The organism is Shewanella frigidimarina (assembly GCF_003797125.1).
GTDB classification, from domain to species: Bacteria; Pseudomonadota; Gammaproteobacteria; order Enterobacterales; family Shewanellaceae; genus Shewanella; species Shewanella frigidimarina.
This window is the reverse complement of the sequence record NZ_RKKE01000005.1, coordinates 92,169-116,579: the sequence shown is the minus strand read 5'-3', so window position 1 is coordinate 116,579 and position 24,411 is coordinate 92,169. Positions and strand designations below refer to the sequence as shown.

General features: G+C 41.0%; 25 protein-coding genes and 1 riboswitch. Of the genes, 10 read left to right on the top strand and 15 right to left on the bottom strand.

All coding sequences use genetic code 11. The features are described 5' to 3' along the window. Positions 1-69: 69 nt before the first annotated feature. From EGC86_RS15460 to EGC86_RS15435, 6 genes are all read right to left on the bottom strand, one after another. A complete protein-coding gene (locus tag EGC86_RS15460) occupies positions 70-1,113 on the bottom strand; it encodes an inorganic phosphate transporter (protein ID WP_123778137.1) in 1,044 nt (347 codons plus the stop codon). An 11-nt stretch (positions 1,114-1,124) separates the two neighbouring features. Further along, positions 1,125-1,793 (bottom strand): DUF47 domain-containing protein, encoded by a 669-nt coding sequence (locus EGC86_RS15455; protein ID WP_011639293.1) that lies wholly within the window; start codon positions 1,791-1,793, stop codon positions 1,125-1,127. A gap of 81 nt (positions 1,794-1,874) precedes the next feature. Then, positions 1,875-2,702 (bottom strand): hypothetical protein, encoded by an 828-nt coding sequence (locus tag EGC86_RS15450; RefSeq protein WP_102036906.1) that lies wholly within the window; start codon positions 2,700-2,702, stop codon positions 1,875-1,877. A 12-nt stretch (positions 2,703-2,714) separates the two neighbouring features. Beyond that, positions 2,715-4,061, bottom strand: coding sequence for an OprO/OprP family phosphate-selective porin (locus EGC86_RS15445; RefSeq protein WP_123778136.1), 1,347 nt, complete (start codon positions 4,059-4,061; stop codon positions 2,715-2,717). Between the two features lie 761 nt (positions 4,062-4,822). Then, the gene (locus tag EGC86_RS15440) at positions 4,823-5,293 is read right to left on the bottom strand and encodes a CYTH domain-containing protein (protein ID WP_011639290.1); all 471 of its coding nucleotides are present in this window, start codon (positions 5,291-5,293) and stop codon (positions 4,823-4,825) included. A 57-nt stretch (positions 5,294-5,350) separates the two neighbouring features. Continuing rightward, the gene (locus tag EGC86_RS15435) at positions 5,351-5,986 is read right to left on the bottom strand and encodes a hypothetical protein (protein ID WP_123778135.1); all 636 of its coding nucleotides are present in this window, start codon (positions 5,984-5,986) and stop codon (positions 5,351-5,353) included. 326 nt (positions 5,987-6,312) lie between these two features. Between EGC86_RS15435 and EGC86_RS15430 the strand changes: the two genes are divergently transcribed. Together EGC86_RS15430 and EGC86_RS15425 are read left to right on the top strand one after the other, a co-directional pair. Next, complete coding sequence (locus tag EGC86_RS15430) at positions 6,313-7,914, top strand: SLC13 family permease (RefSeq protein WP_102036425.1); 1,602 nt, start codon at positions 6,313-6,315, stop codon at positions 7,912-7,914. Between the two features lie 37 nt (positions 7,915-7,951). After that, positions 7,952-8,986, top strand: coding sequence for a helix-turn-helix domain-containing protein (locus tag EGC86_RS15425; RefSeq protein ID WP_123778134.1), 1,035 nt, complete (start codon positions 7,952-7,954; stop codon positions 8,984-8,986). 219 nt (positions 8,987-9,205) lie between these two features. Here EGC86_RS15425 and gorA read toward each other — a convergent pair whose 3' ends face one another. The 3 genes from gorA to EGC86_RS15410 form a co-directional block, all read right to left on the bottom strand. Next, positions 9,206-10,561 (bottom strand): glutathione-disulfide reductase, encoded by a 1,356-nt coding sequence (gene gorA, locus EGC86_RS15420; RefSeq protein WP_123778133.1) that lies wholly within the window; start codon positions 10,559-10,561, stop codon positions 9,206-9,208. A 77-nt stretch (positions 10,562-10,638) separates the two neighbouring features. Then, the gene (locus tag EGC86_RS15415) at positions 10,639-11,169 is read right to left on the bottom strand and encodes a hypothetical protein (RefSeq protein WP_123778132.1); all 531 of its coding nucleotides are present in this window, start codon (positions 11,167-11,169) and stop codon (positions 10,639-10,641) included. 78 nt (positions 11,170-11,247) lie between these two features. Then, complete coding sequence (locus tag EGC86_RS15410) at positions 11,248-11,931, bottom strand: hypothetical protein (protein WP_245423170.1); 684 nt, start codon at positions 11,929-11,931, stop codon at positions 11,248-11,250. Between the two features lie 448 nt (positions 11,932-12,379). Between EGC86_RS15410 and prlC the strand changes: the two genes are divergently transcribed. Next, a complete protein-coding gene (gene prlC, locus EGC86_RS15405) occupies positions 12,380-14,419 on the top strand; it encodes an oligopeptidase A (RefSeq protein ID WP_123778131.1) in 2,040 nt (679 codons plus the stop codon). Positions 14,420-14,556: 137 nt separating this feature from the next. Here the strand turns inward: prlC and EGC86_RS15400 are convergent, their stop codons facing one another. Further along, a complete protein-coding gene (locus EGC86_RS15400) occupies positions 14,557-14,934 on the bottom strand; it encodes a carboxymuconolactone decarboxylase family protein (protein WP_059746944.1) in 378 nt (125 codons plus the stop codon). 58 nt (positions 14,935-14,992) lie between these two features. Beyond that, the gene (locus tag EGC86_RS15395) at positions 14,993-15,349 is read right to left on the bottom strand and encodes a MerR family transcriptional regulator (protein WP_123778130.1); all 357 of its coding nucleotides are present in this window, start codon (positions 15,347-15,349) and stop codon (positions 14,993-14,995) included. A 341-nt stretch (positions 15,350-15,690) separates the two neighbouring features. Here EGC86_RS15395 and EGC86_RS15390 point away from each other — a divergent pair, with 341 nt between their 5' ends. The 3 genes from EGC86_RS15390 to EGC86_RS15380 are packed head-to-tail and all read left to right on the top strand — an operon-like array spanning position 15,691 to position 17,354. Next, the gene (locus tag EGC86_RS15390; protein WP_245423169.1) at positions 15,691-16,266 is read left to right on the top strand and encodes a DUF2975 domain-containing protein; all 576 of its coding nucleotides are present in this window, start codon (positions 15,691-15,693) and stop codon (positions 16,264-16,266) included. Then, positions 16,266-16,475: a helix-turn-helix domain-containing protein gene (locus EGC86_RS15385; protein WP_011639279.1), complete on the top strand. Its 210-nt coding sequence runs from the start codon at positions 16,266-16,268 to the stop codon at positions 16,473-16,475. Before EGC86_RS15390 ends, EGC86_RS15385 begins: the two co-directional genes overlap by 1 nt. A 15-nt stretch (positions 16,476-16,490) precedes the next feature. Then, complete coding sequence (locus tag EGC86_RS15380; RefSeq protein ID WP_123778128.1) at positions 16,491-17,354, top strand: alpha/beta hydrolase; 864 nt, start codon at positions 16,491-16,493, stop codon at positions 17,352-17,354. A 63-nt stretch (positions 17,355-17,417) separates the two neighbouring features. Here EGC86_RS15380 and EGC86_RS15375 read toward each other — a convergent pair whose 3' ends face one another. From EGC86_RS15375 to ribB, 3 genes are all read right to left on the bottom strand, one after another. Then, positions 17,418-17,804: a VOC family protein gene (locus tag EGC86_RS15375; RefSeq protein ID WP_123778127.1), complete on the bottom strand. Its 387-nt coding sequence runs from the start codon at positions 17,802-17,804 to the stop codon at positions 17,418-17,420. Between the two features lie 143 nt (positions 17,805-17,947). Beyond that, a complete protein-coding gene (locus EGC86_RS15370; protein WP_123778126.1) occupies positions 17,948-18,376 on the bottom strand; it encodes a GNAT family N-acetyltransferase in 429 nt (142 codons plus the stop codon). 198 nt (positions 18,377-18,574) lie between these two features. Continuing rightward, positions 18,575-19,231, bottom strand: a complete 657-nt coding sequence (gene ribB / locus EGC86_RS15365) for a 3,4-dihydroxy-2-butanone-4-phosphate synthase (protein ID WP_011639277.1) — start codon at positions 19,229-19,231, stop codon at positions 18,575-18,577. A 94-nt stretch (positions 19,232-19,325) separates the two neighbouring features. Next, a riboswitch (FMN riboswitch) is annotated at positions 19,326-19,495 on the bottom strand. 276 nt (positions 19,496-19,771) lie between these two features. On the opposite strand from ribB, the gene EGC86_RS15360 reads away from it, so the two are divergent. Together EGC86_RS15360 and EGC86_RS15355 are read left to right on the top strand one after the other, a co-directional pair. After that, a complete protein-coding gene (locus EGC86_RS15360; protein ID WP_123778125.1) occupies positions 19,772-20,302 on the top strand; it encodes a thioesterase family protein in 531 nt (176 codons plus the stop codon). Positions 20,303-20,399: 97 nt separating this feature from the next. Further along, positions 20,400-21,086, top strand: a complete 687-nt coding sequence (locus tag EGC86_RS15355) for a DNA-3-methyladenine glycosylase I (protein ID WP_123778124.1) — start codon at positions 20,400-20,402, stop codon at positions 21,084-21,086. A gap of 17 nt (positions 21,087-21,103) precedes the next feature. Here the strand turns inward: EGC86_RS15355 and EGC86_RS15350 are convergent, their stop codons facing one another. Next, entirely contained in the window at positions 21,104-21,721 is a 618-nt protein-coding gene (locus EGC86_RS15350) for a TetR/AcrR family transcriptional regulator (protein ID WP_123778123.1), read from the bottom strand. A 96-nt stretch (positions 21,722-21,817) separates the two neighbouring features. Between EGC86_RS15350 and EGC86_RS15345 the strand changes: the two genes are divergently transcribed. Next, entirely contained in the window at positions 21,818-22,927 is a 1,110-nt protein-coding gene (locus EGC86_RS15345; protein ID WP_123778122.1) for an MBL fold metallo-hydrolase, read from the top strand. Positions 22,928-23,255: 328 nt separating this feature from the next. Further along, positions 23,256-24,404: an efflux RND transporter periplasmic adaptor subunit gene (locus EGC86_RS15340; protein ID WP_011639272.1), complete on the top strand. Its 1,149-nt coding sequence runs from the start codon at positions 23,256-23,258 to the stop codon at positions 24,402-24,404. Positions 24,405-24,411: the final 7 nt, after the last annotated feature.

Here is a 24,411-nt window from a genome sequence, read left to right as displayed (position 1 = left end):
TTAAGTTCGATAAGTTAAGCACGATAGGTTAACTAGGCTATAGGACTAAGCTTTGCAGGCTTAATAGAGTTACAACACGACTTGATTAAACAGGTTTTGCACAATAAACAGACCGATGAAACACGAGATAGCCGACATAATGGGTGTTACAACCCAACCCATTAAAATTTTAAGTAATACCCCCAATTGCACCGGTAAACGTTTTAATATGGCAATGCCAATGACCGCCCCAATAAGGGCTTGCGAGCTTGAAACTGGAACAAGTGGAATAGAAGGTAAGCCTATATTGGTAAACGCATCTGAAAGTGATTGCGAGGAAAAAATAAACAGTACAGTTGAGTGAGCCATAACAACAACCCAAGCGCTGATTGGGGTCATGGTGATTAAATTATCCCCCACAGTGAGCATGACTTTTTTAGAGTAGGTGAATACACCAATACTAATCGCAATCCCCCCGATAAAAAATAATTGCATTGAGGCGCTAAATTCCACCCCTGCAATATGCAGTGGATCTAGCGGCGTACTCGGAACAAACACCCCCATCACATTCGCAATATTATTTGCGCCTAAACTGTATGAACCAAACGCCCCCGCAAAAATTAATCCAATGCGAGTCCAATTATCTAGTTGAAATAGTCCTGGCCTCAGTGTGTGCAGCAAAAATGTGACACACTTATACAAGATAATCGCCACCACTGCGGCAAGAATAGGGCACAGAACCCAAGTGGTTAAAATTTTTGTAAGTACGCTTGAGTCTGTTGCCATGTCGCTAAATAAATTCCAACCAATAATGGCGCCAACAATGGCTTGGCTAGTTGATACCGGCAATCCGGATTTTGTCATAAAATACACAGTTGTTGCAGCGGACAGTGCGACAGTAAATGCACCACCCATGGCCGATACTTTGCCTAATGCGCCCAACGTATGAGATGCCCCCGCGCCACTAATGACCGAGCCTAAAATAAGCATAATGGAACAAATAATCGCCGCAGTTGAAAATTTGAGCATTTTGGCCCCAACCGCAGTGCCAAAAACATTGGCAGCATCATTAGCGCCTAATGACCAACCAAGAAACAAGCCACTTGAAAGAAAAATCCAAATTGCAATATCCATGCATCCGTTCCTTATTGCGCACGTTTCAGAGTGAAGATTGCAATACGATCACAGATGTCTTCAGATAAATTGGCAACTTCGTCAATACGGTCAATAAAATATCGTAGTTGAACCTTATTGATGAGGTCTAAGTCAGTGTCAAATAGGTTTATTTTTGTTTTGGTACAGAGCCGGTCGGCTTCGCTTTCAAAAGCGATAACCTTTGTGTGGTATTCCTGTACCCGTTGTAAATCGGTAAAAAAACTGCGAGCACATAACACGGTGTGATCGATAGTTTCACCTACCGCCTTCAATAACCTGAACAAATCTTCTTCAATTTCTGGCGGAATAATCGGTTGCTCAATTTTTAGGTGTAACCCTATGATGTCTTGCTTATTGATAAGCCGATCGGCAAGGTTTATTAATGAAGCCACATCAGAGCGTAAGTCTGGGATCAGGGTTTTAAGATAGAGAATCTGCTCGATTTCTCTTTTCAATAAATCAGCTTGATGCTCAATTGACTGCAGTTCATTTAGCGTATGCTCAAATTCAGGGCTTCTAGGGCCATATGCGAAGTAACTTTTCCACATTTGCACTGATTTATGATGTGACAATGTGACTTGGTCAAAAAATAAATAGACCTTAGTTTCAGTCGAGCGACTTTGCGAGAGAAGTGTGGTGATTCGAGAAAAACCAAACATTGGCATCTCCTTAACAGTATGGGAAGGAAGCCGAAACGTAGGTCAAATGAACGGATTCGTTATTTGACCTACAGAGGAACGCTATTGATTAAATGCTTCTGTAATGGTGAAAGTAGAGTTAGTTTTAGACCCCTGATGGCTAGAATCAAACCCAACAGCTTTAACTTGTTGATTAATGTATTGATATGCTTCATCCAGTCGCGCTTTATCACCATCGCTACCTTTAAATGAAAACTCAGCGAAAGTTATCCGAGGTTTACGGTAGTAAGGGGTCCAAATTTGGAACTCCATTTCAACATCGTTAAAACGCTTATCTTTAACAAATCCGTCCCAACCATGAGTTCGCATCACCACGGTTTGAATCAAATCTTGCTTATGTTGATTGTATATATCACTGACAATGTCCCACATCGCTTGATTGCGTTTTATGATGTCAAATACCGTAGCGATATTAACGTGCTGTATGTCTATGTCATTGGGAGAATAGGGCAGATCGTAACTGACGCTATAAGCTGCATTACCCTCGGTATAGTCGACTTCAGCCTTTTTGTAACCACTCAGTTCGCCGAACGCTTGAGGGTTATCGGCACGTAATTTTATGGTGATTTTGCTTTTACGTGGTGTAGTCACATTTTCTCTAACTCGAATATTAATGTGTTTAGCATTAAAATCACGATTAGGCGTATCAATAAATGTGACCAGTTTTATGCTTAATTCCTCTTCGAGAGTGATAAAACTAAATGCATTTGTAAAATCAGGCGTCAGTTGATCTGCAGCATAAGGTAATGTGCTAGCCACTCCAGTATTGACGTGGTATTCCAAAGACGTAAATTGGTTCGGTGAAAGTGCATAAGCACCGCTATGGAGGCATAAACTAACTAAGCCGATAACAAGTAAATGAGTCTTCATTTTCACTATCTCCTAAAAAGCAAACTGCACACGAGCTTGGATGATATTTCCATCTTGGTCGTATCGCGTTACACCATCAATGTCGACATAAGCTTCTTTATAATCTGCTTTGGTATGGACATAGTTAAGTTGAGTTTTTAGGTTATTTTCTAAATACCAATTTACACCCAGGATGTAATCTGTTTTTTTGCCGCCGATAATATCTGAGTCAGTATCATCAAAGTTTGCGTGGTCATACCTAACTGCAAGTTCCCAAGCTCCATAACCTCCAGCAGAAATGGCACTTGCAGGGCTGACTGCTTTAAAGGTGCCTTTTTTGTTACTGTATTGCCAGCTTTCACCAGTTAAGGTGTATACGGCTTGAGCATAATAGCTATCGACAGTAATTGTTGGCTCATCGACTTGGTCAGCTTTTGCGATCATGTACTCGGCTTGCAATAGTAGATTATTACGTTGATAAGCCGCTTCAATACCATAATGTTGGGTTGAGTCTGCATCAAATTTACCCGTGTCGATAATTCGACCTGCTGGCTTGCTGCTTGGGCGAGCACGGTAACGTGTTTCTAATACTTCATCATTGTTTAAGGTGTAAAGCGCACTAGCGCCTAAATGTAATAGATGGACATTATTATTAATGGGGGCTGCGGTGAATCTTGCATTGAAAATATCTTGTTGGAAATTTTTGTCGTCATCGTCGAATCCGGCATTCATGCCATAGCCAATTTTGAAATTATAATTGTTGGCAATATAACCCCACTCAATACCGATGCCACGCTCTGGAGAGAATGTATCCGTTGATGCTCGCTCTAAAAACGCCAAGTTTTTTGAGCTTCCGGTCGCTTCTAATCCAAAGCCAAATTTTTGAAAACCAATGGTTAACTCATTATTGTCCCAGCCTCTATAGCTCACATTGGCATCTTTTATTTCAACGTCCGATTCACCGTCAAAATCAAATTCGAGGGAATATTTCCATACATTTGAAAAATAACCTTCAATACCAAACCGGATACGACGTAAGCTAGCATCGTTAAATTTATCTTCATAAGTGAATTTGTTACCCGTGTACAGTTCATCAGCACTGACATAATCAGCTTGAAAACGACCGGTAAATTCAAGGGTTGAACTGCCATCTTTAGATATCAATTCTGGGGTTGGACTGCTTTTTGAAAACTTAATCCGATCGACTTTATTTGCTGCATCTTTTGCTTCAATTAGTTCTCTTTCAAGGGCATCTAATCGCCGCTCTAGTTCGATAATTTTGTCAGAATCAGCTGCAATTGCACTTGAGGGAAAACATAAAAATGCAACTGAAATTGCCAGCGCAACACTGGAGATAGAGAATACTGTTTTGGTAGTCATAATAGTCATCCTTTGAATATTTATTATTATTTAACGAAGTGTTAAATCCACTCAATCTAGTTGTTTAAGAATATGACTATTATTGTGATCAAAATATGATCATCATCAACTAATCTTGACTAAATCTTACAATTTGTTTCTTTTTTGTTTGTTTGTCGTTTCTGGTTGGTGAACAAGAATTTTTGTAGAAAAAAATAGAAATGCAACTTAATGGTATTATCAGTAAAAGATAAGCAGGCAGGAACAATGTATTCCAATTTAATTAACTGATTTAATTGTTTTTAATGTCTATTTTAGCTTGTCGAGTAGATTATCGAGCAGATTGTGCTTAAATGTGGTTGTGGTCATATTGTAATCGAATAATTGACACGTTATGTATATCGATAAATTGATTTTTAGTGCATTTTTAAAACAATATTGACAAGGGTTTGATGGGTTAAGTAATGCTTTTGTTTTACTTTGTGTCTGTTTATATAAGAACTTAATTTTTTAAAGATGGATTTTAAATAAATGAATGTTGCATTAAAACGGCGAGGTATTATGATTTATCCCATTCATTTTTATGATGAGATAAATTAAAGATGTCATTAACAATCTGTTTTATAGGCTATTGAATCAATGGGGTATTTTATTTTGTTGTTGATGTGACTAGCTAATGCCGTCGTTTGATGTTGTTATCATGGTGAGCAAATAGATTGAGGGAAATGAAGCATGCTTTACCTGCGCAGGCTTCAAATTATCCGTTCAAATTATCCGTTCAATTACCAAGAGGTAAAAGGCTGCTTCATTAGCATTGAGTTGTAATAGCGTCTGTCACCCGTGACTTCTTTACCTAACCAGCTGGGCTTGTGTACTTTTTGTGCTTCATCAGTAAGCTCTACCTCTGCAACCACCAAACCTTGATTTTGCTGGTAAAACTCATCAACTTCGAAAGTGTGATTCTCAAACTCGACTAAGTAGCGTGTTTTATCAATAACACCAGGCTCACAAATTTTGAGTAGATCCTGTGCTTCAGCGACTGAGATTTCACTTTCCCATTCATAGCGGGAAGCCCCAGACTCATTACCAATGCCTTTAATGGTTAAAAAACCTTTATCACCTTTCACTCTAACTCGGACAGTCCGTTCAGGCACACTCGATAAATAGCCCTGAATAATACGGACCGAACCAACGGCCTGCGATTTAAATAAATCGCTTTTGACTAAATATTTACGTTCGATTTCTTGAGCCATGATGCAAATCCTTAATATTTATCCAACCAACTTGAGTTACCGTCGGACTCATTAATGTTAGTTAGCGAGAGGTAAGTTTTTCATCCCAATAACGCGTTTTATCGCTTGTAAGTAATTGATATTTTCAACTCCTGTCAGCTTTAAATCACTTATGGTTTTTTGTATATCTTCTATTTGAGTTGATTCGCTGTTGATACTGACAATTCGAGCGCCATTAACGAGCACGTTCGCTAACTCACAAATTGTATCATTAACCATATAGGCGTAGCGCTGTTTATGAATGTTGACTGCCTGTAAGTCTGGGTGGTTTTCGATAACAGCGAGGAAGTCTTCTAAACAATAGCTGTCTTGGGTTAATGCGGGTAAATCAACCATAAACGCGGGGAATATTTCTTCAATCAGTCGTGTTTTACTCAATGGAAATACCGCTTTAAGTTTTGGGTCCCATTGTTCTAAGCCGTTGACCGTTTGCACATAGGATTTTATATCCATCTTACCGTCGCGAATTTTGGTATTGTTCAAATCATTGGTGCTGGAGATGATATAAATTTCGTCACTTTCTCGGCACCAAAGCTTTTCTGGTACGGGTACCGATAAGCGCACCATACGATAGGATGCTTCGGTAAAGTGTTGCCCGAAAGTTCGAAATTCAAAACGAGGTTTAGATATTTCACCGATGGTTAATTCAGACATGAGTCAGTCCTTTTATGCTGTCGTAGTGTTCGGATGAAGCTCAACCGTCACAATACTCCCAAGAGATGATAAAGAAACAGATCCAGATCAATGTTGTTATTGATAAGTTTCAATCTAATCTTACATGAGTCGTATTGTGTGATAATTATTTTTGTCATTAACTTATGATTTTAATAGAAATATTTAAATCATAATTTAAGTCGTTCGTTCTATGTGAATATTTAATTAAAACTAGTTTGTACTTTCGTTGATCTAGATCGAATTTCATTGCTACTTTTACGGGTAATGTTTATTCAGCAGTCGCATTGCATCGAAAGGTAAACAAAATGACCAAGGAAACTCCTTCAGCGACAGACCCACTGGATATGAATCAATATCGAATGGAAAAGCTGCCAATTCGAAATAAAAGTACCGTTGAACAATGGTTAGCTCGTATAGGGATTTGGATTGCACTTGCCGTGTTTGTATTTTTACTCACCGCCGACCCTATGCCGTTTTTAGTTAACATTGATAGCACTATGCTAAGCAAAACTGCGGCAGAACATTTTGACCAAGCCGGAGAAGTGTTGTTTAGCTGGCATGGTCAGGCAATGTTTGCGATTTTCTGTGCGGCTATTATTCTCTGGATAACAGAGCCTATACCGAATTATTTAACGTCATTGATGGTGATTATTGCGTTAGTGCTAACGGGAGTATTACCCGAAAAGGTAGCATATGCGCAATTAGGTCATCCGATAATGTGGCTCAATATTTTATCGTTTATCTTGGCTTCTATGTTGGCGACTACAGGCGTAGCTAAGCGTTTTGCGTTATGGTTTATCTGTCGTTTTGGGACAAGTGCAACCCCCATTTTTTACAGCTTTATGCTAATCAATTTGGTTTTGTCGGCCTTTATTTCTGCAACCACAGCAAAAGCCGCCATTCTCATGCCGATTTTTATGGTGATAGCCGCGGTGTATGGTGCTCGAGGTGGTGACAATAAAAATAATTTTGGCCGCAACTTAGTGCTGCAAAACCTACTGCAAATTAACTTATGTGCTGGCGCTTTTGTAACAGGCTCAGGGGCGAATTTATTGGCTGCGAGTCTAATCGCTGGTGCTATTGGTGGTAGTTTCTATTTTGCCGACTGGATGATTATTTCGATGCCCGTGGTAATTTGCATGATCATTATTGGTTGGTTTGTTGCGACAAAGATTTTTTTCCCATTATCCCCCGAAGAACGCTTACCGCAAATTGAGGGAGGAATGGACCGTTTACAGCAAGAGCTCAATAAAATGGGCCGAATATCATTTGTCGAAATTAAATCTATTGTGATTTTTGTGACTATTTTGATATTTTGGGCAACCGACAAATATCACGGTGTCAGTGCTACCGCGGTTGCATTTATTGGCGCCATTGTGGCTTTGCTTCCTCGGGTTGGTGTGGTGAACTGGAACCAGGTAGATGTGCCATGGCACTTATTACTTTTTTCTGCGGGGGCGTATACCTTGGGGGCTGGATTCAAACAAACTGATTTACCTAATCTGGCAGTAAATTTTAGCCTAGAGTATTTTGGTTTAGATGAAAATACACCCTTCAGCGTTTTCTATATAATGTTAACTGGTGCAATGTTGTTTAGCTCGGTGATATTTCAATCAAAAACGATGCGAACGATGTTGTTTATCCCCATCGCGATTGGGGTAGCCCAGCGTTTTGATTTTCCTATTATGAGTTTGGCATTACCTGTAGCACTCCAAATAGAGCATGTTTATGTTTTACCTTTTAATAGTAAGCCCGCTTTACTGCTGTATTCCACCGACCATTATAGTTTAAGTGACACGTTTAAATTTGGATTTACCATGCTCGTTATTGCTTGGGTGGTATGCATCGTATTGGGTGAAACGTGGTTTAGATGGTTAGGTTATACCCCAAATGGGGTGTTTTGGTAGCCTTCAAATCGTAAGACAATAGTATTGAGTACTAAATATGAGCGCAAAGAAAAATGAAATTCGAAGTAAATTGGCGCTACTGCAATTAGCAACGGAACTTGGCAGCATAAGCAAAGCATGCGGCATCATGGGTTACAGCCGTGACAGTTATTATCGCTTCAAAAAACAATATGAAACGGCTGGTGAACGTGGTTTAAAGAACTTATCTCGAAGAAAACCAGCATTAAAAAATAGAGTTTCCCAAGCTGTAGAAGACCAAGTTATTGAGATAGCACTTGATTACCCTAATTATGGTCAAGCAAAAGTCGCAGAGTTGTTGACAGCCCGAGGCTGCGCTATTTCTGCCAGTGGCGTTCGCACTATTTGGGTTAGGCATAACTTAGAAACCAAGAAAAATCGATTATTGGCTTTACATAGCAAGCTAAAACAAGACAATAATTTAGCGCCTTCAGATCAAGTGCGTATTGAAAAACTGTATCAACTCGATTCAAATGATCCCATCTTTGAGTGTCTTTACCCAGGTGATATTTGTGTGCAAGACACCTTTGATTTAGGGGTTATAAGCCCATTAGGCCAGTTATATCAACATACGTTTGTTGATGGTTATAGTCAGTTTGCGATAGCGGTGATTATGCCAGAACGTGATTCTGCTTCAGCCGCTGAGTTTCTTGAACAAACTGTTCTACCTTGGTATGCCACCGCCCAAGGGCTCAATATCAATACTATTTTAACCGACCGAGGCAGTGAGTTTTTTGGCAAAAAAAGCCAGCAGTTTAGCGATGTTTTATCTGCTCATAATATTAATCACATTCAAATGAGAGCGTACAATGGCCCTGTTGTAAATGGCCTTGCCGCTCGTTTTCAAGACCTGGCATCTCATGAGTTTTATGAGCCATTCTTGAAAGAAAACAAAGCCGGTTCGTTGTTAGATCTCAATCAACAATTGGCGAATTGGTTGTATGACTATAACCATAATCATGCCATATCTGGGCGTTATACATTAGGTAAAACCGCTGCAGAGGTACTGAAACTCACTAAGCACTTATCAGAAGCATCAAGCCAATATAATTAACATTGCAGATGGCAGTTTACAAACCTAAAGTAGAACGGTCGTCTAGAGTTGTTTGCTATAACCATAAAAGTGGTACACGGTTAGTTGTGGGGGGATTATCGGTATTACCGCCTTCAAAATGTGTTGATGGGTTTTGCTCAATGCTACGCCAGTAAATAACAGGCATAAAAAAACCGTAAACGCCTATTAAGTGCTTACGGTTTGATAAGTATTAAATACTTATCTCATGGTAACAAATTCTTCTGCACCCGTTGGGTGTATTGCTACTACGGCGTCAAAGTCTGCTTTGGTTGCGCCCATTTTCATTGCTACGCCAAAACCTTGCAGTATTTCATCCATGCCAAAACCAATGCCGTGAATACCGACAACCACTTCATTATCACCAGCACAAACAAGCTTCATTTTGCAGGCTTGGCGATGTGCTGTAACAGCTGAGTACATTGAGGTAAACGTTGAGGCGTAAACCTTAATATTGTCTTGGCCATACTTTTCAGCGGCTTCTGGCTCAGTTAGACCCATGGTGCCGATAGGTGGATGGCTAAATACCACTGTTGGAATTAAGCTGTAATCCATTTTAGCGTCTGGCATGTTGCCAAATAAACGCTCTGACAACAAACGACCCGCTTTAACGGCAACAGGGGTTAATTCAACACCGCCCGCCATAATGTCGCCAACACAATAAATACCTTTCGCGGTGGTATTTTGTTGCTCATCAGTAATGACATAGCCTTTAGCATCTAATTGCACATCGGTGTTTTCTAAGCCGATATTGCCTGTTGATGGTGAACGACCAATGGCCCAAATGAGGCAATCAATCGTTAAGCTTTGGTCATTTTCTAATAGTAACGTCAAACTACCATCGGCATTTTTGGTGACCGATTTAGGTACGCTGTGAGTGTGAAGCGTTGGGCCGTCGGTGGCCATAGCGTCAACTAATGCGTCGGTTAAAATAGGGTCAAAGTTACGCAGTGGCGCATGTTTACGTACTAATAAATGCGTTTCGCTGCCCAGTGCGTGTAATACACCCGCCACTTCAACAGCAATATAACCGGCACCCACAACCGCTACGCGCTTAGGTTGCGCACGTAATGCGAAGAAACCGTCAGAGTCGATACCGTGTTCAGCGCCAGGAATATTAGGAATTGTTGGTGCGCCGCCAGTGGCAACCACAATATGGTCGGCAGTGTAGTGCTCGCCATCAACTTCAATGGTGTTGTTATTGATAAAGCGACCATAGCCATTTAATAAAGTGACTTTATTGCTCGCAAAGCCACGGCCATAAGCATCATGAATACGGCCAATGTAGGCTTCACGATTGTCGACTAGCGTATTCCAATCGAATTTATTGACGGTAACATCAAAGCCATAGTCTTTGGCGTAGAGGTTCAGTGCTTCAGCGACATGAGCGCCATACCACATGACTTTTTTAGGAACACAGCCGACGTTAACGCAAGTGCCGCCAACGTGCTTTGCTTCAATAATTAATACTTTTGCGCCACGCATTGCTGCACGGTTTGCTGAGGCGATACCGCCACTGCCTGCGCCAAGCGCGATATAGTCAAAATGTTGAGCCATGATTATCTCCACTGCGGTTAATGCATCCATTGTAGGGGGGATTGTGTTTGCAATCTAGTCGTTCCCCCAATGCATTGTTAGCGTTTATGTTGGCATTCACCACGGTCAACGTTATTAGGACCGCTGGTTGCGCACTTAAGGCAGGCCCATTCTCTTTCTCTAATATCGATTTCATCTTGATAATGACTAAATTGACTGTTTTGGGTATGGCGTTGCTTCTTTTGTAACTGCTTTATGCGGCTATGCAACCAGCGACAGCTTGGATCGTTAGCGATTGTCGCACTCTTTAAGGTGGTGCGCTTTACAGTTGATGAGCGCGTGTTGTTTTTTTTGATGGGTGATTTTTTGTGTCTCGGTTTAAGGTAAATATCATCGGCTCGATATTCTAAAGCTGAGCTTTGCTCTGTGGGGATAACAATCACATTACCTTGATGATCGGTTGCGTACTGCGACGGGAGTGAGTTGGCATTGTCATTGGTTAACTGGGTGGGTTTATCGGGCTGTTTAATTATCAGTTTGGTGAGCTCGCTGGCAAGTAATGAGGTACTGAATAGCATCATCACCGAGGCGAATAAGACAAATAGTATATTGATAAGTCGAGTTAACATAAGCTTCCTTGCTTGAGTCTAGGGGGCGTCCTGTAGCCCCTTTAGTCTAGCCTTGGATTGCTAAAATGCTAGCAAAGCTTAAAAACTCAGTTTGAAATGCACCCCTGCATAGGTTTGATCTAAACTGCCCTGAATATCATCGGCACTGGCTTGTTGCTTAATATCTCCTTGAGCGATGCTGTGGCTAATGTGTGCAGATAATGCCATTGAATCATTCAACTTTTGTTCGGCTTCTAGTCCAAATTGGAAATGGTTAGCGCCGTTGTGTTCTTCACTGCTGTATTGATAATCAAATCCCTGAACAATGTAAGGTGTCAAAGTGAAGTGTTGATTGATTTCCCATGGGCTATGTATGCTCAGTTCAATGAAATAGCCGCCAGCTTCGGTTGCATAAGTGTAGTTAACAGCGGGTACAAACCAAGTTAATCCATTAACCGTTAACGCGCCGAAAAATTCATTATCGGAACAGCGCTCATCGCCATAAAATTCTAAGCGCTGGTAGCCTACTGTGGCATCAATATTATTAGCGAGATGTAAGGTGTATTCTAGCCCTAGGTTCCATTCCACATAATTCACTTGGTCTGCTCGCCCTACAATGGCATAAACAGCTAGGTCGTTTTGTTCAATATTTGCCACTGCCCATGCAATACCGCCATGCTCTAAATTATTACGACCTTGAGTGACATAATTATTTTCCCAAGCAACATCAACCCCTGCAGTCGGCTGGTATTCTGCCGTGGCGAACGCTGACGAGGATGTCATCAAGCACATCATCGTAGCCATTGCACAACAAAAGGCGCGGGCATAATGGTTGCGGTTTGATAGGCAAAAATCGAAGTTCATGTTTATTGAGCTCATATCGAAAAATGGGAAAGTGCTTTTAATCAAGCGAATGGTAGCCCTTTTAGTGGGAAAATAAATGATAATCAGTCTCGTTTGGGATCTGCCTGTCAATATTAGTTGTGTAAATTAAGTGTAAAATTAAATTGGGATCTTAGTCACTCTATTTGTTGATCAAATCAGTTAGGTGACTGAGCTTGTTATACGTTGAATCAACGATAATATGGTCAAACTTAGTGATGATAAGGCCTGTGTATCGCCTCGAAACTAAGGTTATATTTATCGGGATAAATTGTTTCTACGCTTGAAAATGGTAACAATTAGCCCAATATAGGCTAAATACTCACGCGACATATTTCGAGGAATCTTTATGAGCAATCCATTGCTAAGTAGCGCAGAATTACCAGAATTTTCAAAAATTAAACCTGAACACATTCAGCCTGCAGTTGAGCAAGCCATTGCCAAATGTCGTGAGACTATTGAAGTATTATTAGCAAAAAATAGCCAATACACTTGGGACAATCTCATTGAGCCTCTTGAAGACGTTGATGATGAGTTAAGTAAAATGTGGTCGCCTGTGTCGCACATGAACTCGGTGATCAGTAGTGATGAATTACGTGATGCTCACGATGCTTGTTTGCCGTTTTTGTCAGATTACGGCACCTATGTTGGCCAGCATCAAGGTTTGTACGAGGCGTATAAATCGATCCACGAATCGGCAGACTTTTCCCAGTTAACTCAAGCGCAAAAAATGGTGATAGAGCAGAGCTTACGTGACTTTGAATTGTCGGGGATCGGCTTGGATGACAGTCAAAAAGCCCGCTATGGCGAAATGGTTAAACGCTTATCTGAACTCACCAGCAACTTTTCTAATCAACTGTTAGATGCTACCGAAGCGTGGACTAAGCTTATTACCGACGAAGCAGACTTAGCGGGTTTACCTGAGTCAGCCATCGCCGCAGCTAAAGCTATGGCAGACGCCAAAGAGCAAAAAGGTTGGTTATTCACCTTAGATTTTCCGTCTTATTTGCCTGTGATGACCTATAGCGAAAACCGTGAGTTACGCGAAGAGTGTTACCGTGCATTTGTGACTCGCGCATCTGACCAGGGTCCTAATGCTGGTGAGTTTGATAACACCAATAACATGAATGAAATTGTGGCATTGCGTCATGAGTTAGCCAATTTACTCGGTTTTGCTAGCTACGCAGATAAATCGTTAGCCACCAAAATGGCAGAAAACCCAGCACAAGTATTGGGTTTTTTAAATGAATTAGGCGAACGGTCTAAAGACCAAGCGTCAACTGAATTAGCCGAACTACGTGCCTTTGCCAAAGATCATTACAACGTGACCGAAATGGCCTCGTGGGATTTGAGTTTTTACGCTGAAAAACTGCAGCAACACAAGTACGAAGTGTCGCAAGAAATATTGCGTCCGTATTTCCCAGAAGACAAAGTCTTGTCAGGCTTGTTCTATACCGTTAATCGCTTATTTGGTTTAACCATTAGCGAACAAAAAGGCGTAGACACTTGGCATAAAGATGTACGTTTTTTCCATATTCATGACGCCGATAAAGTACACCGTGGCAGCTTCTATCTCGATTTGTATGCTCGTAGCGGTAAACGTGGCGGCGCATGGATGGACGATTGTCGCGGTCGCCGGGTTACCTCTACAAGTTTGCAAAAGCCGGTGGCCTATTTAACCTGTAACTTTAATGGTCCTGTCGACGGCAAACCGGCGTTGTTTACCCATGACGAAGTCACCACAATGTTCCATGAGTTTGGCCACGGCATTCATCACATGTTAACCAAAGTGGATGTGGGCGGAGTGTCTGGTATTAATGGTGTACCTTGGGATGCGGTAGAGCTACCAAGTCAGTTTATGGAAAACTGGTGCTGGCAAGAAGAAGCATTAGCGGAAATTTCTGGCCACTATGAAACGGGCGAACCATTACCAAAAGTATTGTTAGATAAAATGCTAGCGGCGAAAAATTTCCAGTCGGGCATGATGATGGTGCGCCAACTTGAGTTTTCACTGTTCGATTTTAGAATGCACCACGAGTTTGACCCAGCTAAAGGCGTCGATATTCAAGGCATTTTAGACCAAGTGCGTAGCCAAATAGCAGTATTAACCCCGCCAAGCTTTAACCGTTTTCAACACGGTTTTGCCCACATTTTTGCGGGTGGTTATGCTGCAGGTTATTACAGCTATAAATGGGCTGAAGTATTATCGGCAGATGCGTTCTCGCGTTTTGAAGCTGAAGGTATTTTTAATGCTGAAACAGGTAAAAGCTTCTTAAATAACATTCTTGAAATGGGTGGCAGTGAAGAGCCAATGGAGCTATTTAAACGCTTTATGGGCCGTGAACCCAATACAGATGCTTTATTACGTCACAGTGGTATTGCGGTGTAGATTTAACCCTATTTCCCAATGACTTCAGCATAAAAAAGCATAAACCTCGTTTTATGCTTTTTTGTTATTTTTAGGGTTCATATACTCAGATAATTTTGAGAGATATTTGTTGCCTGTTAAGCCTTATTTGTCACAGGTCATGCCTTGCGTTCTTGAAGGACTTCTTTAAACGCGAACATGCCATTTAACGCTGCAGGAAAACCGGCATAAACAGACATTTGTAACAGCACTTCTTTTACTTCTTCTTCACTGCAACCAACATTTAAAGCGGCATTTAAATGAACTTTAAGCTGAGGCCTACAATTGCCCAAAGCGGTGAGTGCCGCAACAGTGGCTATTTCTCGCGACTTTACCTCTAAGGCGGGTCGGGTATAGATATCGCCAAACGGATATTCAATGGTAAATCGGGCTAAGTCAGGGCAGATATCTTGTAGGCTTTCGATAACATTATGACCTGCTTCTCCGTCAATTTTTGACAATTGTTCCAGACCTAAAGTGAATCTTGAGTTTGGCATTGATGTACTCCTATCGATAAGTAGAAGTCACACCTTACAAGTTAGAGTTAACTCTAAGTCAACTGACTTTATTGGCTTTATACAAACTAATTTTGTTTTCTAACGCCAGTAAATGATTTTTCTGAAGTTCAATGTGAGCCTGTAACTGGTCTTTGTGACACTCAAGTAGTTGTTGGCGGTCTAACACTGTACCTGGCCCTAATGATCGCAATTGGGCATATTGCTGAATTTTGGTTAAAGTCATCCCAGTGTCTTTAAGGCGTTTGACAAAATTAATCCATTCTAAGTCTTTGGCTGTGTAGACTCGATGGCCACTGCTATTTCGTTGAATATTGTTGAGTAAACCGACTTTTTCATAATAACGCAGCGTATATGAAGATAATCCGGCTAATGTCGAAAATGCTTTCATATTCATCACTTTACTCCAGAGTCAATGGTTTTTGTTTCTATTAAACCTTTATAATACAATCAGTTATTAATAATACTCTCATGTGTTATAGATGTAAAACAAAGCTATCGAGTAAAAGTTGTTGAGCATTATCAACAAAATTATGTCATCTATCTCGAGTTGATAGCACAGGCACTTTAATCATTTATTACGATAGCCATTTATTGTGATTCAAACGGATGATTTGGGATTGTCACCAATAGGTATATTAGATTTAATATCTTAATAGTATCGTTTATCGATAACTTATTGCTGTTAAAGGGCTTGCGTGTTAACTTTATTCTAACATTAACCAGCTTAGAATGATCATGGATAGAATTGTCTCGTTAAGTAAATGGATTAAATTGCTGATTGTATTTTTAGCTTTATTACAAGTCACTAGTTATAGCGGCACTATGGTGTTCGGAGAATTCCAAGCGGGTGAATATGTGTTAACCATTGATTGGTGGGGTTGGTTTAGTAGTTATCTAGCTGTCGACTTTGGTACACCTTGGCAAGCTCTCGCTCAAAGCCTTTATGATGCGGGATTTCATCCTGGAATCATTCTGGGCAGTGTTGAAATTCTACCTTACCTGTTTATTTACTCTTTTCTCTACCAACTTTTTGGTCTGTATCAGCAAGGTCATGTGTTTACTCCAAGTAACTTCCGCTGCTTGAGTCGTATTGCCTTGGTATTTTTAGTCTGGATTTTACTCAGCCTTTTTTACCCCATGATCATCGCATTTACATTGCACTTTAGCGGTACATCTAGTGCGGTACCTGTTTATTTTAGTCTTGGCAGCCAAGAGTTAAAGTATGCACTTTTCGGGATGATTTTTTACTGTGTAGCATGGGTCATGAAGCATGCAACGGAGCTTCAAGAAGAGGTGGAGTTGACAATTTAATGGCCATAATTATTGAGCTGGATGTGATGCTGGCAAGGCGGAAAATGAAGTCCACTGAATTGGCAGAATTGATAGGCATAACCCCTCAAAATTTGTCAGTGCTTAGAAGTGGCCGTGCAAAAGCTATTCGATTTTCGACACTAGACGCTATTTGCCAGCATTTACAATGCTCGCCAGGTGACATTTTAGTCCACAAGGACGATGAGTAAATTAAGGAAAATAATATGCAAAATTGGCTTAAACAAATAACCACAGGTGCAATGATAGGAACCACAGTGCTGGTTACTTCAGCATGTACTATGCGCCTAAGTGAAAGCACTTTTATTGCCAGCGATGAAGTCCCCGCAGCGTTTACTGCAGAGTTTACTCAACAATTACAGCAGGCGATGCCTAATCATTTGATTACCCCACTTAGCTTAGAGGCAAGTGATCACGTTAAGTTAAATGGTTTTTATATTGATAACCCCAATAGCCTTACAACCTTGGTCTTTTATCAAGGCAACGGCATGAAAATCGAACCACATGGCCTGTCGGTCCTTACCACATTATCGACGCTTAATACCGACATTTTAGTGATGGATCGTCGTGGATTAGGGGCAAGTGAAGGCCAACCAAGCATTAACAATATTATTGCAGATGCACAGCAACAACTGGATTATTTGCATCAGCAATATCAGCCTGAAAAAGTGATATTGCACGGTTACTCACTAGGCAGTTTTATTGCCGCTGATTTAGCAAAAAATAATAAAATAGATGCACTGATTTTACACGGTTCAGCAACTAATGCCGACGACTGGGTTGATGAAAAAACACCTTGGTATATGGCACCGTTTATGATTTTGGAAATGCCAGAAGATTTTCGTAAAACAGATAATAAGCAAGTGGTCGCGCAATATTATCAAGGGCCATTATTAGTCATTGCGGCAGAAGAAGATGAAGAGGTCCCGCCTGAACTGTCTGAAAAACTGTTTGTAGCTAGCCAGTCAGCCAATAAGCAGTTAATTATGGTGCCCAACGTTGGCCATCAAGGCATGTTGGACGATGTCAATACCATGAGTCAGTATCAAACGTTTATTACTGCATTGTGATTTAGTTTGTCTCCAAGTTAATTTCACATGGATGTGAACAGATTCGTTAAGCCACAATAGTTGCTATTGACCTAAAGGCGGCTGCCATAATTCGACTTTGTTTCCTTCTGGATCAATAACCCACGCAAACTTGCCGTATTCAGATTCATCTATTTTATCGAGCACATTACAGCCTTCTGCTTTGAGGGCGGCGACGACAGCGTGAAGGTCTTCAACACGGTAGTTGATCATAAATGGGGCTTGGCTTGGAGCAAATTGGTCGCTTTTATCTGAACTTACCGCCCAGATAGTGGTTCCACCAGTTGGCTTGTCATTTGAGTCGGTCCAAGAAAAAGCAGTGCCGCCCCATTCTTGAACGTCAATGCCGAGATGACGCTTATACCAAGCCTGCAATGCAGGTGCCTCTTTTGCTTTAAAAAATATGCCGCCGATACCTGTGACTCGATTCATGTGAACCTCCATATATCATGTTTAAAACCATGTTCTGCTATAGGGCTAGCGTCCTAATATTGGTTGCTGAGTAATATGTTAACGTTACAAATATGCTTTTTTTAAAGTGTTATAACCAATTTTTTATGTGGGTTGGAATGAGTCTATGAGCTGCTAATTTGCATAAAATATTCGTGCTGATCTTCACCGGTAATTTCAAACCCTAACCTTTTGTATAGTTGCAACCCAGGGTTCTGTTTTAATACCGTTAACTCAATTAATTTTGGCTTCGAGTCTGTGATAATTTGTTGTAATATTTTTTGACCAAATCCTTGCCTTTGAAACAATGGATGGATTTGGATCTGCATGATTTCGACTGTAGCTTCACTGACTCGATATTTTAACGTCCCGATTAACTCGTTGGCATACATGACCAGATAAGAGCATTCATAAGCATCGTTTAATCTATATTCATGTTGCGCATCAGACAAGAACTGCCCAGACTTTTCTAAATGCTCAACCATGGTTAATTTACGTAAATCGAGTAGGTAGGTTTTGTCTTTTTCGGTGGCGGGAATAAATTCACATCTCATTTATACCTCGTTGCGCATCGGTTATGACGTTTGACTGGTAATTGACATTACTATAAGCCAAATAGAACTTAATCTATATTTAAGATATTTTTTTATAACTTATTAGATGTAAAAAAAGAGGCGCCATTTAATAATGCGCCTCTTATTTTTATCTGATAGTGCGTCACTCTTGTGACAGCCTATTAATAACTTTATTAATTACGCCAGCTTTAAATCATACTGGTTACGGTACATCACCATGTCTTCGATGGTGAGTACAGGCATGTTGTGCTTAAGGCCGAAGGCGATAATTTCTGGTGTTTTGGCCATGCTGCCATCTTCGTTAGCCAGTTCGCATAATACGCCAGCTGGCATTAAGCCTGCCATTTGCATTAAGTCGACAGTCCCTTCGGTATGACCTCGGCGAGACATTACTCCTCCAGCGCGAGCACGCAATGGGAATACGTGTCCTGGATGGGCCAAATCTGATGCTTTGGCATCGCGGTTTGCGGCTGTTTTAATGGTGGTCACGCGATCTTGTGCGGAAACGCCAGTGGTAACACCATGCTTTGCTTCAATAGAGATGGTAAACGCAGTTTGGTTGGCGCTGTTGTTATTAATAACCATTGGCGGCAATTGTAACTTGTTGGCGTGTTCGTCGGTTAAGCATAAACACACAATGCCGCTGCATTCGCGGATCATTAATGCCATTTGGGCTGTGGTTAAGTGCTCGACAGAATAAATAATGTCGCCTTCATTTTCACGATCTTCATCATCGAGTAGTAATACGCCTCGGCCTTCTCTAAGCGCTGCTAATGCGTTTTCTACACGGGTGATTGGTTCGCCAAATTCGGCAAGTAGTGATAACTGATTCATGGTTGTACTCCTAAAATGACCAGAATCAGGGCTTGTAAAGAGGGATATAAATCCAAAACAAATTGCATCAACAAGCCGAGGCTAATTGATGTATCTCTATTCTCTCTCATCCGGACTGTAACCGTCGGCTCTGGACTGTTAGGCATTACTCATGAGTAAAACCTAAGTCACCAGATCTGCTGACCTCGACGAATCGAGCGCTCGCGGGCTCACTTTTTCAAGTTTACCGCCGGTGGGGAATTGCGCCCCGCCCTGAGAATTATAAACAATGTTGTTTGCGCTGATTTGGCTGTAATCGACTCAACGACTACGGCGTTATTGGCAGTAAGTTACGTGAAACTCAGTTAACTCACTGCCAATTTAATCAAAACGCCTCGCTATGTTAATCAGTTAAGCCGCAGATGAAAAGGGGGATAAGTCTCAAAAAGAGTAACAAATAAAGTGTAATGCCAATTTTGTGCTACCAAATGATGTTAAAGCCGCTTGCTCGCTGGTATGACCTTTGTTAGCCTGTCGCGCTTACATTAGGAGTAACCGTGCATGAATCTGTATTTTCGTATTATTTTGTTGTTTTTATGGCGAATAGGTCATTGTAAAAGTATTGGTTTTTTAGGCACTAGCCGAATTGATTACCGTGCTTTACCGTTAGATTGCGATATCAATATGCATTTAACTAACTCGCGTTATCCTGCTTTTATGGATTTAGCGCGCACCTATTTGATTGCCGAAATGGGTTTGATGAAACAGTTTCTAAAAAATAAATGGTTACCGATAGTGAATGCGGCAGAGTTTACTTATATCCGCGATATTAAGCCGTTTGAGAAGTTTACCATTGAAATAAAAATCGTTGGTTGGGATGAAAAATACTTTTATATTGAGCATCGTATGCTTACCGCTCGTGGTTTACATTGCATCGCGCATGTCCGTGGTGTGTTTGTATGTCGAGGTAAACAAGTGCCTATTGAAACCTTAATTGCTGCTGCCGGTTACACAGGTGACACACCTGAAATACCTGCTGAAGTGGTTAAATGGAAACAATTTTTACAACTAAAAAAAGAACGTAATACATAACGTTAGTTGTTTTTGGTATCGATGGTAATTTTTAAAGATCAATAAGCCTTAATCTGCCGTATTGGCAGGTTATTGGTTGGGTTAAAGGAGCTACGCGGTGGCATTAGAAAAGTTCAGTGATATTTGGGCGCGAGCTTGTGAGCGTAAAGGCGGATCAGCGGCAGTTAAGTCATTGCTGCCTGACAGTCTCGATGCCGATGAAATCAGCGAATATACTGATGCGCAGTTATTGTCTGTTATGAGTAAACGCGTGTTTCAAAGCGGCTTTGTGTGGCGAGTGGTTGACAATAAATGGCCTGCTTATGAAAAAGCCTTTTTTGACTTTGAGCCAATGAAAGTGCTGATGCTGTCACCCGATCAAATTCAACAACGGGCAACCGACCCAGCACTTATTCGGCATCAAAAGAAAACCCAAGCAATTGTTGATAATGCTTATATGATCCAGCAGATTAATGCTGAACACGGCAGTTTTGCGGAATTTATTGCGAATTGGCCAAGTGATGATATTACTGGTTTGTGGCAAGTGCTTAAAAAGCGCGGCACTCGTTTAGGTGGCAATACCGGGCCTTATTTTTTACGTGCGATAGGTAAAGACACGTTTTTGCTAAGCCAAGATGTGCAGTCATATTTAACTGCTTATAACGTCGTTGATGCTGGCTTTACATCGCAAACCGCTTTACGCCAAACCCAAGCTGCTTTTAATCATTGGCAACAAGAGTCTGGCATGAGTTTAGCGCATATCAGCCGTGTTATTTCGTTCGGGGTGGGCGATAACCGCGTGTAGCGTGGGAAATAATTTACTTATGCCTGATAACGGCATAAAAACATGGTTACTATGCTGGCGGCAATATCATCTTTTTGTTGATCGTTTAATGGCTCTTCGACTTGAAATATTAATGGCCAAAAACATTGGCCTTTAATCAAGCTTTGTACTTCTGCCTGGGCCTGTTCAACATTCGTCACTGTTAAGCGTCCGTCCAGTGTTGCTGCTTTTATCCAGCGTAAAATAGCCGTTTCTTCTTTAATAACCTTTTGCAATTCTTCCTGCATTTCAGTGGTATAAAACAGATGGCCAATCACCATTCGTGAAACTTCAATGTGCTCTTCTGATTGAATGTAATCCATATCAAAACGCACCAACTGCTGCAGCTGTTCTGCCAAAGGTTGATGTGAGCTATATACCACAGAGGGTTGAGATAATGCTTGTTGCCATAAATCAGTCATCAAGGTCATCACCAAGGCTTCTTTGGTGGCAAAGTGGTTATACACTGTTCGCTTAGACACTCCAGCTACTTCGGCTAATTTATCCATACTGGTTGCCGCAACCCCTAATTCTTTATAGGTTGTTCTGGCTGCTTCAATAATCGCGGCACGTTTAATCTGGCTGCGTGTTTGCTTTTCTGTATTCATTGGTTTCATCTAAGCGATCTTATTATAATATTTTACACTGAGTAGTTTACTTTTCAACAAAGGATTATTAAACTACACCGTGTAGTTTACTTTTGGAAGCAATAGATGAAAATATTAATGAGTCTTTTAGTCGTGCTTGGTGCACTGATTGTCATTATTTTGATCAGTAAATATTGGTTTGCATCGCGTGGACATAAAGCACAAATATTCAGCAATACCGAAAAAGTCTATCAAGCCGGTATTAGCAGCTTATGGCCAATTGCCAAAGCTTATGGGTCGGCAAAGCGTCAAGCACCCATTCCCCAAGGTGTGATTCCATTAGAAGTATTGACCCCAGAGATATTGGCTCAATCAACGGAAGACACCGTTTATCGTTTAGGCCATTCAACGTTATTGATGCGTCTTGATGGCGAATATTTATTGATTGATCCGGTATTTAGCGAGCGAGCATCACCGGTGCAATGGGCTGGGCCAAAACGTTTTCATCAATCGCCAATCAGTATTGCTGATTTACCGGCAATAAAAGCGGTGATTATTAGCCATGATCATTACGATCACCTTGATAGAGCAGCCATAGAGCAATTGGCTGCCAAGGTGCAACATTTTGTGACCCCACTTAAAGTGGGTGAGTACTTAACCACTTGGGGCGTAGATGCCATTCAAGTGACTGAACTGGAATGGTGGCAGTCTGTTGAATTAAATGGCTTGAGCATTACCGCTACGCCAGCACAACATTTTTCTGGCCGGGGCTTGCTTGATCGTAACCAAACCTTATGGGCTAGTTGGGTGATTCAAGGCTTACAACATAAGGTGTTTTTTAGCGGAGACAGTGGCTATTTTAATGGCTTTAAAGAAATTGGTGAGCGTTATGGACCATTTGATCTCAGCATGATTGAAACTGGGGCCTATAATGAATTGTGGAGTGATATCCATATGTTGCCAGAGCAAAGCCTACAGGCACATATTGATGTTCAAGCAAAGGCAATGATGCCAATACACAATGGCACCTTCGATTTAGCATTGCATGATTGGTTTGAGCCTTTTGAACGTATCAACCAGTTAGCGAAACAGCAAAATGTCACCTTGCTTACGCCAAAGTTTGGTCAAGCGGTGATGTTAGCCAATCCACAAGCTAGCGAGTTATGGTGGCGTGCCATTATGCTTGAACCACAAAATACAGATGAATTAAATCAAGTTGTCATCAACAGCAATTAAGTTAATGTATTAACAGTGAACATAGACATGGATAGTTTAAGCATTAATTGACTTTACCAACATGTTACCAAATAGTGTATTTAATGCCTTAAAAGGTAATCTTTGTTTGATTACCCGTGTAACGATTACAGTTTGATAACATATTCAATATATATAACTGAAACTTATTATTTATTTACAATTTATTCGCATTAGGTTTGTTGTTTGAATTTTATACCTATGCGATAAAGTACACAGAAAATTTAACAGGTTAATTTTTAGCTATTTTTAAATGAAATTCCTCAAGACCGAGGTGTCATATTGAAAATAAATTGGAGTAGGAGCACTCATGCACAAAGCATTGAAAGTCGCCGCAGTTATTTCTGCTGCATTATGGATTACCGCTTGTGGTCAAGGGGATGAAAATGCCCAGTCACAGCAACCGCGACCACCTACACCCGTTGGCGTGATGACCGTTGAAGCAATTTCGCAAGCAATTAAGGTTGAATTACCTGGTCGCAGTCGTGCCTTTTTAGAAGCCGAAGTACGTCCACAAGTGTCAGGTATTATCACTAAGCGTGCCTTTACCGAAGGCACCGAAGTTAAACAAGGTCAATCTCTATATCAAATTGATGCAGCCACTTATAAAGCGGCATTAGTGAGTGCAGAAGCCGATCTTGCTAGCGCAAATGCTGGTTTAGCCTCAGCAAAAGCCAAGGCGGCGCGTTATGCCAAATTAGTCAAAACCAATGCAGTTAGTAAGCAAGATTTTGACGAGACGGAAGCGTTATTTAAAGAAGCGCAAGCTTCAGTAACGGTAGCGAAAGCCGCCATTAATACTGCGACCATCAACACCGAATATACTGAAGTTAAAGCACCGATTTCTGGTCGTATTGGTAAGTCATCTGTTACTGCTGGCGCGTTAGTTACCGCTAATCAAAGTAATACCTTAGCGACAATTCAACAGCTCGATCCAATTAATATCGACATCGTTCAGTCAAGTGCACAATTATTGCGTTTAAAAGCCAATTTACGTTCAGGCCAGTTACTGAAAAGTGACAATGCTAAAGTGACCTTATTGCTTGAAGACGGCAGCACATATGATCAGCAAGGTACATTACAATTTGCTGAAGTTAATGTAGATGAAACTACCGGTTCCGTGACGTTACGTGCCGAGTTCCCTAATCCTGACGGTATATTATTACCTGGTATGTATGTGCGTGCGCTATTAAATGCTGGCCAAGACCCACAGGCTATTTTAGTGCCTCAACGTGCTATTACCCGTAATAGCAAAGGCCAAGCGGTTGCAATGATAGTAAACCAAGACAGTAATGTTGAAATGCGCGTGGTACAAACCGCTGAAGTGATTGGTCATCAATGGCGCATTGTCGATGGTTTGTCTGTTGGCGATAAATTAATTGTCGAAGGATTACAAAAAATCCGCCCTGGTGCACCAGTATCTGCACAGGTGTTAACGGCTGATCAACCACAAAAGTAGGGAATAA

Excerpts from the sequence above, each read along its gene's own strand:
- EGC86_RS15460 (WP_123778137.1), bottom strand. The coding sequence starts at position 1,113 with ATGGATATTGCAATTTGGATTTTTCTTTCAAGTGGCTTGTTTCTTGGT.
- EGC86_RS15455 (WP_011639293.1), bottom strand. The coding sequence starts at position 1,793 with ATGTTTGGTTTTTCTCGAATCACCACACTTCTCTCGCAAAGTCGCTCG.
- EGC86_RS15450 (WP_102036906.1), bottom strand. The coding sequence starts at position 2,702 with ATGAAGACTCATTTACTTGTTATCGGCTTAGTTAGTTTATGCCTCCAT.
- EGC86_RS15445 (WP_123778136.1), bottom strand. The coding sequence starts at position 4,061 with ATGACTACCAAAACAGTATTCTCTATCTCCAGTGTTGCGCTGGCAATT.
- EGC86_RS15440 (WP_011639290.1), bottom strand. The coding sequence starts at position 5,293 with ATGGCTCAAGAAATCGAACGTAAATATTTAGTCAAAAGCGATTTATTT.
- EGC86_RS15435 (WP_123778135.1), bottom strand. The coding sequence starts at position 5,986 with ATGTCTGAATTAACCATCGGTGAAATATCTAAACCTCGTTTTGAATTT.
- EGC86_RS15430 (WP_102036425.1), top strand. The coding sequence starts at position 6,313 with ATGACCAAGGAAACTCCTTCAGCGACAGACCCACTGGATATGAATCAA.
- EGC86_RS15425 (WP_123778134.1), top strand. The coding sequence starts at position 7,952 with ATGAGCGCAAAGAAAAATGAAATTCGAAGTAAATTGGCGCTACTGCAA.
- gorA (WP_123778133.1), bottom strand. The coding sequence starts at position 10,561 with ATGGCTCAACATTTTGACTATATCGCGCTTGGCGCAGGCAGTGGCGGT.
- EGC86_RS15415 (WP_123778132.1), bottom strand. The coding sequence starts at position 11,169 with ATGTTAACTCGACTTATCAATATACTATTTGTCTTATTCGCCTCGGTG.
- EGC86_RS15410 (WP_245423170.1), bottom strand. The coding sequence starts at position 11,931 with ATGACATCCTCGTCAGCGTTCGCCACGGCAGAATACCAGCCGACTGCA.
- prlC (WP_123778131.1), top strand. The coding sequence starts at position 12,380 with ATGAGCAATCCATTGCTAAGTAGCGCAGAATTACCAGAATTTTCAAAA.
- EGC86_RS15400 (WP_059746944.1), bottom strand. The coding sequence starts at position 14,934 with ATGCCAAACTCAAGATTCACTTTAGGTCTGGAACAATTGTCAAAAATT.
- EGC86_RS15395 (WP_123778130.1), bottom strand. The coding sequence starts at position 15,349 with ATGAATATGAAAGCATTTTCGACATTAGCCGGATTATCTTCATATACG.
- EGC86_RS15390 (WP_245423169.1), top strand. The coding sequence starts at position 15,691 with ATGGATAGAATTGTCTCGTTAAGTAAATGGATTAAATTGCTGATTGTA.
- EGC86_RS15385 (WP_011639279.1), top strand. The coding sequence starts at position 16,266 with ATGGCCATAATTATTGAGCTGGATGTGATGCTGGCAAGGCGGAAAATG.
- EGC86_RS15380 (WP_123778128.1), top strand. The coding sequence starts at position 16,491 with ATGCAAAATTGGCTTAAACAAATAACCACAGGTGCAATGATAGGAACC.
- EGC86_RS15375 (WP_123778127.1), bottom strand. The coding sequence starts at position 17,804 with ATGAATCGAGTCACAGGTATCGGCGGCATATTTTTTAAAGCAAAAGAG.
- EGC86_RS15370 (WP_123778126.1), bottom strand. The coding sequence starts at position 18,376 with ATGAGATGTGAATTTATTCCCGCCACCGAAAAAGACAAAACCTACCTA.
- ribB (WP_011639277.1), bottom strand. The coding sequence starts at position 19,231 with ATGAATCAGTTATCACTACTTGCCGAATTTGGCGAACCAATCACCCGT.
- EGC86_RS15360 (WP_123778125.1), top strand. The coding sequence starts at position 19,772 with ATGAATCTGTATTTTCGTATTATTTTGTTGTTTTTATGGCGAATAGGT.
- EGC86_RS15350 (WP_123778123.1), bottom strand. The coding sequence starts at position 21,721 with ATGAAACCAATGAATACAGAAAAGCAAACACGCAGCCAGATTAAACGT.
- EGC86_RS15345 (WP_123778122.1), top strand. The coding sequence starts at position 21,818 with ATGAAAATATTAATGAGTCTTTTAGTCGTGCTTGGTGCACTGATTGTC.
- EGC86_RS15340 (WP_011639272.1), top strand. The coding sequence starts at position 23,256 with ATGCACAAAGCATTGAAAGTCGCCGCAGTTATTTCTGCTGCATTATGG.